Source organism: Agriterribacter sp. (assembly GCF_035444585.1).
Classification (GTDB): Bacteria; Bacteroidota; Bacteroidia; order Chitinophagales; family Chitinophagaceae; genus Agriterribacter.
Map to the genome: position 1 here is coordinate 1 of NZ_DAOMOZ010000215.1, position 8,115 is coordinate 8,115.

Annotated in this window: 7 protein-coding genes; 6 read left to right on the top strand and 1 reads right to left on the bottom strand. The window is 45.6% G+C overall.

Translation table 11 applies throughout. The features are described from left to right. Nucleotides 1-731, bottom strand: a 731-nt coding sequence (locus PLH26_RS17970; RefSeq protein WP_324587414.1) for a phosphoenolpyruvate carboxylase, incomplete at its 3' end; no start/stop codon positions are given. Nucleotides 732-1,132: 401 nt separating this feature from the next. Between PLH26_RS17970 and thrA the strand changes: the two genes are divergently transcribed. From thrA to PLH26_RS18000, 6 genes are all read left to right on the top strand, one after another. Next, nucleotides 1,133-3,577 (top strand): bifunctional aspartate kinase/homoserine dehydrogenase I, encoded by a 2,445-nt coding sequence (gene thrA, locus PLH26_RS17975; protein ID WP_324587415.1) that lies wholly within the window; start codon nt 1,133-1,135, stop codon nt 3,575-3,577. A gap of 105 nt (nt 3,578-3,682) precedes the next feature. Next, the gene (locus PLH26_RS17980; protein ID WP_324587416.1) at nt 3,683-4,642 is read left to right on the top strand and encodes a homoserine kinase; all 960 of its coding nucleotides are present in this window, start codon (nt 3,683-3,685) and stop codon (nt 4,640-4,642) included. A gap of 156 nt (nt 4,643-4,798) precedes the next feature. Further along, nucleotides 4,799-6,097, top strand: coding sequence for a threonine synthase (gene thrC / locus PLH26_RS17985; RefSeq protein ID WP_324587417.1), 1,299 nt, complete (start codon nt 4,799-4,801; stop codon nt 6,095-6,097). Between the two features lie 78 nt (nt 6,098-6,175). Beyond that, a complete protein-coding gene (locus PLH26_RS17990) occupies nt 6,176-6,742 on the top strand; it encodes a hypothetical protein (RefSeq protein ID WP_324587418.1) in 567 nt (188 codons plus the stop codon). A gap of 76 nt (nt 6,743-6,818) precedes the next feature. After that, entirely contained in the window at nt 6,819-7,520 is a 702-nt protein-coding gene (locus PLH26_RS17995; RefSeq protein WP_324587419.1) for a succinate dehydrogenase cytochrome b subunit, read from the top strand. 123 nt (nt 7,521-7,643) lie between these two features. Continuing rightward, a partial coding sequence (locus PLH26_RS18000; RefSeq protein ID WP_324587420.1) for an FAD-binding protein occupies nt 7,644-8,115 on the top strand: 472 nt, incomplete at its 3' end.

The window sequence follows — 8,115 nt, forward strand, 5'->3', positions numbered from 1 at the left end:
GGCCAAAATCCCATGCGGATAATGGGATTGTCGGCAGATACCACTTCAGGCAAATTCGTTTTCATAATTGAAATGATCCTGCCGGCAGCCTGGTAAAAAATATTTTCCAGGTACCACATCAGGCTGATCGCTTCATCATAAGGCGTTGGCTTTTGCTGCTTTAAAAAGGGAGTTTTGCCCAATTGCTGCAGGTACATGTTGATCTGGTTGATGTTGTTTTCAGCAATAGCCCTTGTAAGATCATGAATGATGCCCAAAACAGCGCCGGGGTAAAATTGTGTGGGATGCGCCGTGAGCACAAGCCTGATGCTGAAATCTTCCAGCTTCTTTTTCAGCTGGCTTTCATTGTCAAACTGCGCCACTTCCGACTGTAGCCCTTTAAGCGTACCCGGGCCATTCATATCATTAATCGTGGTAAAAGCCGCATCCTCAAGCGCGTCAAACAATACCACCTGCCGCTCTACGTATTGTACAAACCGGAACAGCAGGTCTAACTTTTCTTCTTCTTTTGCATACCCGGTATGCTTACTGAAAAAGTCGTCAATGATTTGCAGCGGGCTTTGGTTATTGGCATATCCTTCTTCACAATAGCTTAGTAGCAGCGAAAGCAGGATACCGGTCTTTTCGATACGGTGAAAAGGCAGGGATGTAAAAAGGCTGTTGTATATCTGGAACTTACGGCCTACAAGATTCTGAAATTGCGTTAACGCTGCGGAAGATGAGCTTGGCATGGGTTCTGTGCTTAATAATTAAATTCGTCTGGATAGTTAAAAAATCAGCCTTCGCTGCTGTAAAGCAACGATGTGCAACAGGTTTTAATTGACAGCGATCGTCTTTTAAAGCCGTGAAATTAGTCAAAAAAAAAGGAACTGACCATTGCATTAAATATTTTTATTTGCTATTATCCAAATCTGTTTTACCTTCGGCAACTCAAAACAGTAATGGTACAAAACAAATCAAATACATTTCCTTCCGTTGCTGCTGCATATACTACAGCAGGTACCATTATTATTACAACAACGACCCTCATTTGAGGGTAAATTGCACGCATATAATACTTTGGGCAACAGTGCTGCGATCATCCGGAAAGATGCAGGGAGCAGTATAATAATAATTATTCAAATACAAACATATGCAGGTGTTGAAATTCGGCGGTACTTCGGTAGGAAGCGCCGATAATATCAAAAGAGTTATATCTATTGTAAAAGAAAAATCAGGAAAAGATAAAACGATCATAGTGGTATCTGCATTGGGAGGCACCACCGACGCATTGCTCAATTCCGGGCTAATGGCGGCCGGGGGTAATGAGCAATACAAAGAAGAACTGCAACACATTGAACAAAGGCACCTGGATACGGTAAAGCTGCTGATCCCCGTACAGCAGCAGAGCAGCATACTGAGTATGGTAAAAAAATTATGCAACGACATTGAAGATATTTGTAACGGTATTTTCTTATTGGGTGAGTTTTCTGCAAGAACCCGCGACCGGATGGTAAGCTATGGTGAATTGATTTCCTCACAGGTGATCGCCGCAGCTTTCAACAGTGCGGGGGTAACTGCTGCCTGGAAAGACGCAAGGACATTGATACAGACCAATGCCAATTTTGGCAATGCCATGGTAAACGTGGCGGCTACGCGCAAACAGATCAAAGACTATATCAGTACCTGTAAAGAATCTCTGGTGATAGTGCCCGGGTTTATTGCCGCCGATGCCAATAATGAAACAACCACTTTAGGACGGGGAGGCTCCGACTATACAGCAGCTATACTGGCTGCTGCAACAGATGCAGCCACCCTCGAAATTTGGACGGATGTGTCGGGCATGATGACCGCAGACCCGCGCTGGGTAAGCAGCGCCCGGGTCATTCCTTCGATCTCGTACCAGGAAGCGATGGAACTCTCTCACTTTGGCGCGAAAGTCCTTTACCCGCCAACCATTCAACCTGTTCTGCGTAAGGCCATCCCGGTGGTAATAAAAAATACTTTTGCCCCGCATGATGCAGGAACCATTATTCAGCAAAAAGCCGCTGCAAACGGAAATCCGATACGGGGAATTTCCAGTGTCAGTAATATTGCGCTGTTCAGCCTCGAAGGAAGCGGAATGGTAGGTGTGCCCGGGTTTTCGAGAAGGTTGTTTGAGGCGCTGTCTGAAGCGCAGATCAATGTGATACTCATTACCCAGGGTTCTTCAGAACATTCCATTTGTGTTGGTGTTGAAGCCGCCTCAATTCACAAAGCCAAAGCGGTGGTAGATGCCGAATTTGAACATGAAATTGCAGTGGAAAAGGTACAGCCGCTGCTGGTAGAAACAGAGCTGTCTATCGTGGCCCTGGTGGGAGAAAAGATGAAAAGCCACCCTGGCACAAGCGGCAAAATGTTTGGTGCGTTAGGAAGGAACGGGATTAACGTGCGGGCCATTGCACAGGGCTCTTCCGAGCGGAACATCTCCGCCGTGGTGGCTACAAAAGATGTGCGCAAAGCCATTAACGTACTGCATGAAGAATTTTTCGAAACGACCAATAAGCAAATTCATCTCTTTATTGCCGGCACGGGCAATGTAGGCAGCAAGCTGTTGCAGCAACTGCAACAGCAACAGGAATGGCTGGCAAAGCATCTGCGCCTTAACGTTAGGGTAACCGGACTTGCCAACAGCCGGAAGATGATAATAGACGATAAGGGCATTGATTTTAACCAGTGGCCCGAAAAATTACAGGGCGGTGAAGAGGCCGATATAGAAGCATTTGTAAATATTATTATCGGCAAAAACTTCCGCAACGCCATTTTTGCAGATATGACGGCAAGTGATGCCGTGGCAAAAGTATACGACAGGCTGTTGCAAAAAAGCGTTTCTGTGGTGGCATGCAACAAAGTGGCGGCCTCATCGTCGTATGCTTACTACAGGGAATTAAAGGACCTGGCAAGGTCGTACAACTGCCTTTACCTGTTTGAAACCAATGTGGGCGCTGCATTGCCTGTAATAGGAACATTGAACGACCTGATGCGCAGCGGGGATAAGATCAACCGCATTGAAGCCGTGCTCAGCGGTACCCTGAATTTTGTTTTTAATCACTATAAGGGTGAAGTGAGCTTTGCCAAAGTAGTAAAACAGGCACAGGAAGAGGGCTATACCGAACCTGATCCGCGTTTGGACCTGAGCGGCACGGATGTAATGCGCAAAATACTGATACTGGCCCGCGAATCGGGTGAGCAACTGGAAATGGAAGACATCACCTGCAATAGCTTTTTACCGGAAAGCTGCATGCATGGCGACGTGAAGGCCTTTTATAAAGAAATGGAAAGGCAGGAACCTCATTTCAAAAAACTATATGATGCTGCGGCAGCAGCAAACAGCAAGCTTAAATTTGTAGCAAAATTTGAAAAGGGAAAAGCTGTTGTAGGGTTGGAGCACATTTCTCCACAGCATGATCTCTATCATTTATATGGAAAAGATAATGTAGTATTGTTCTATACAGCACGCTATCCCAGCCAGCCTTTGGTGGTAAAAGGAGCTGGTGCAGGTGCAGAGGTAACAGCATCAGGCGTATTTGCCGATATTATAAGAGCAACTGCTTCGTAGAAGCCGGGAAGAAGAAGCGGACAAACTTAAATCATTAAGCCCGAAGCTGGGAATCCGAAATCCGAAGCGAAATTCAATCTCAAATCTCAAATCTTAAATCTCACCATGTGCCTGAAGACAATAGACGAAGCAATAGACGCGGCAAAAGATACATCATTAACCGTTAAGGCTCCGGGTACGGTAGCCAATATGGTTTGCGGATTTGATGTGCTTGGAATGGCTTTGAATGATCCCTATGATATAATGACGGTAAAGCTCATTGAAGAGCCTGTAGTGGTCATTCGCAATGTTGATGAATATGGATTGCCCACCGACCCTCAGAAGAATGTAGCTGGTGTTGCGCTTTTGGAAATGATTGACAGGCTAAACAGCAAGACGGGATTTGAGGTTACCATCGAAAAAAGAATAATGCCGGGCAGCGGCATTGGCTCAAGTGCGGCAAGCTCGGCAGGTGCTGTAGTGGCAGCCAATCATTTACTGAACAATATTTTCGGCAATGCCGACCTGGTGCAGATGGCTATGCTTGGCGAAAAGCTGGCATCGGGCGTTAAGCATGCCGATAATGTAGCACCCTGTATTTATGGTGGTGTTACACTTATCCGCAGCATACATCCTCTTGATGTGATCAGTGTTCCTTCACCGCCGCTCTATGTAACGCTGGTTCATCCGCAGATAGAGGTACGCACTGAAGATGCAAGGCAGATATTGAGAAAGCAGATACTGCTGAAAGACGCCATCAGGCAATGGGGCAATATTGCGGCACTGGTTACAGGACTCATGAAAGGCGATTATGACCTTATAAGCCGCTCTCTCGAAGATGTGCTTATTGAACCGGTAAGAAGCATCCTTATTCCTGCTTTTGCTGAAGTAAAATCCAGGAGTCTGGAAGCCGGCGCCCTGGGTGGCGGCATATCGGGTTCGGGACCCTCTATATTTATGCTCAGCCGCGACGAAAAAACGGCACGAGAAATTGAAAAAGCAATGCAGGAAACCTATACCGGCACCGGTATCGCTTTCCATACGCATGTTACCACGGTAAACAGGGAAGGAGTGAAGCATCTCTGATGATCCATTGAAACCAGAAAATGGATGGTGAATAGTGAATAGTGAATAGTGAGCAGTGAATAGTGAACAGTTCACATTTCACTTTTATCGTTTCATGCCGGAAGGGAGAACTAAAGCATGACAACGGCAGCTTATAAAACGAACCATCAAAACATTATGAAGTACTATAGCCTCAATGAGCAGTCGCCCAAAGTAAGTTTTAAGGAAGCTACCATAAAAGGCCAGGCGCCGGATAAAGGATTATATTTTCCCGAAATACTGCCCCGGCTTCAAAAAAGCTGGGTTGCTGATATGGAGAGCAAGAGTAATGAAACCATTGCTTTTGATGTGATACACCCCTATGTTGGCAGCGATATACCCGAAGATCAGTTGCGCCGGATTGTTGAGGAAACCATTGATTTTCCGATCCCCCTGGTGAAAATAAACGACAATATTTTCTCCCTTGAGCTCTTCCATGGTCCAACGCTTGCCTTTAAAGATGTTGGCGCCAGGTTCATGAGCCGGTGCCTGGGTTATTTTGCAAAAGAAAGGAGCGAAAAGATAACCGTGCTGGTAGCTACTTCCGGCGATACCGGCGGAGCCGTAGCCAGTGGCTTTTATGAAGTGGATGGAGTGGATGTTGTTATTCTTTATCCTTCAGGAAAGGTGAGCTCAGTGCAGGAAAAGCAATTGACCACGCCGGGCAAAAACATCCATGCGCTTGAAGTAAAAGGTTCATTTGACGATTGCCAGCGAATGGTAAAACAGGCCTTTGCAGATAAAACGCTCACGCAAAAAAGACTGCTCACTTCAGCCAATTCCATTAACGTGGCCCGCTGGCTGCCACAGCAGTTTTATTATTTCTTTGCTTATAAACAATGGATCCAAAAAGAAATCCCACCCGTATTTTGCGTACCCAGCGGCAACTTTGGTAATATTTGCGCAGGCATGCTTGCACACATCACGGGGCTCCCGGCGGCGCATTTTATTGCGGCCTGTAATACAAACGATGTGGTGCCACGTTACCTGCACAGCGGCGAATACCAGGTTAAGCCCGCAGTACCCACCATTTCCAACGCCATGGATGTAGGAAATCCCAGCAACTTTGTTCGTATACTCCGGTTGTTCGATCATCATTTTATAAGCCTCAAAGAAAAACTCTCGGGGTATACGATCAGCGATACAGAAACAAAAGATACCATAAAAAGAGTAAAGCACGAAACCGGTTATTTGACAGACCCGCATGGAGCAGTGGCCTATCTTGGCCTGGAGCGTTACCTTGAGCGGCATCCGCAGCAAAAAGGTATCTTTCTTGAAACCGCCCATCCTGTAAAATTTTATGACGTGGTTGAGCCTGTAACCGGTGAAAAAATACCTGTTCCGGCCTCAATAGAAAGTACGATGCAACGTCCCGGGCACAGCACCGTTATAGAAGCAGACTATGCATTGCTTAAAACAATATTATTACAATATTAACCCCTTGTAAAAACCATGTGAAACCCTGCTTTTGTTACGGGTATTCTTTCGATATTTGTAGCACAGAAGGGTTGAGTTATGCATGATATAGAACCGTTTTATAACTGGCGACATTTATATGCTTCGGAAGAAGACCCGAAGTCACCCTTTTTGGGGCGGGAATATAGTGAATTTGTATTTTCACAAACTGTATATAATTATTATATCCATCCTCAATGGGATGAATTTGGGTCGCGTACTTTATATGCGAAGATCCTTTATGCCGACTACGAAAACGGGTTTGCCATTATTGAATTGATAGGCGAATGGAATGATGCCATAGAAAATGATATACAAACTTTACGCAGGGAGGTTACAGATGTGCTTTTTTATGAAAGGATCACAAAATTTATTTTGATAGCGGAAAATGTATTGAATTTTCACAGCAGTGACGACAGCTATTACGAGGATTGGTTCCAGGAAACCAACGAGGAAGACGGATGGGTTGTTATATTAAACCTGCCCGAACAATCGCAATACGATTTTAAAAAGGCGAAACTGAACCGGTACATTGAATTACTGGAAGTTTTTGACTGGCGTACAGTGCAGCCCCAGCACCTGTTTCAGCTTATAGCCGACCGGCGCTTAAAACGGATAGATTTATAAAAAATGTCATACCCTGATTTTTATGAGCATTTGTGTGCTATTTTTGCACTACTTTTTCTAACCACTTCTTCTTACTATGACCTGGAAACAACTCTTCACTTCTTCCATTGGGAAAAAATTTGTAATGGCGCTTACGGGTGTTTCCCTTATCGCATTTCTTGTGGTGCACGTTGGGCTCAACGCCTGCATCTGGGCAAATGATGGCGGGGCCATGTTCAATAAAGCCGCTCATTTTATGGGTGCAACAGTTGTAGTACGCATTCTTGAAGTAGGATTATTTATCGGCATCATTTTACACATCGTACAGGGGTTGATCCTTGAAGTGCAGAACAGGAGCAGACGCAGCATAGGTTACCAGGTTCCGCTGGGCAACCGCGGAAGCAAATGGTACAGCCGCAGCATGGGGTTGCTGGGCACATTGATTTTATTGTTCCTGATCATGCATATTTATCATTTCTGGACCCCCAGCAGGCTCGGTGGGATCGGTAATATCCATGAGTTGGGCATTACCTCCTACGACGGGAAAGAATACCATAACCTTTACGGCGAAATGCTGATCGTGTTTCAGTCGATTACGGTAGTGGTTTTATACGTACTGGCCTGCATTTCGCTGGCCTATCATTTACTGCATGGATTTAACAGTGCATTCAGAACGCTTGGGCTGCACAACCGGCGCTATGTGCGGATCGTGCATGCTGCAGGCACGGCGTTTTCGATAATAGTACCATTGGCTTTTGCCATGATGCCTGTTTCTATATATCTTGGATGGGTGAAATAGTGGCAAGTGGCAAGTGGTAAGTTGAAGAGAAGTGAGGGCAAAATGAATAGATCTTTGGTGATGATCCTTCTTTATTAATAACCCGGAATCAATCCTGGTAAAACCATCAATGTATTTACAATTATGCTGGATTCAAAAATACCTGCAGGACCATTAGAGAGCAAATGGAGTGACTACAAAGGCCATGTAAAGCTGGTAAACCCTGCCAATAAGCGCAAACTGGAGGTCATTGTTGTGGGAACGGGCCTGGCGGGTGCTTCTGCAGCCGCTTCACTGGGTGAATTGGGATATCGTGTAAAGGCCTTCTGTTTCCAGGACTCTCCCCGCAGGGCGCATTCCATTGCGGCACAGGGCGGCATAAACGCTGCCAAGAATTATCAGAATGACGGCGATTCTGTTTTTCGTCTTTTTTACGATACGATAAAAGGCGGGGATTACCGCTCCCGTGAATCCAACACACACCGGCTGGCGGAAGTAAGCGTTAATATTATTGACCAGTGTGTGGCCCAGGGAGTACCCTTTGCAAGAGAATACAGCGGATTGCTCAATAACCGTTCATTTGGTGGCGTGCAGGTAAAAAGAACATTTTATGCCG

Bases quoted from the DNA above. Each gene is read 5' to 3' on its own strand.
- thrC (WP_324587417.1), top strand. From the start codon at position 4,799: ATGAAGTACTATAGCCTCAATGAGCAGTCGCCCAAAGTAAGTTTTAAG.
- thrA (WP_324587415.1), top strand. From the start codon at position 1,133: ATGCAGGTGTTGAAATTCGGCGGTACTTCGGTAGGAAGCGCCGATAAT.
- PLH26_RS17980 (WP_324587416.1), top strand. From the start codon at position 3,683: ATGTGCCTGAAGACAATAGACGAAGCAATAGACGCGGCAAAAGATACA.
- PLH26_RS17995 (WP_324587419.1), top strand. From the start codon at position 6,819: ATGACCTGGAAACAACTCTTCACTTCTTCCATTGGGAAAAAATTTGTA.
- PLH26_RS17990 (WP_324587418.1), top strand. From the start codon at position 6,176: ATGCATGATATAGAACCGTTTTATAACTGGCGACATTTATATGCTTCG.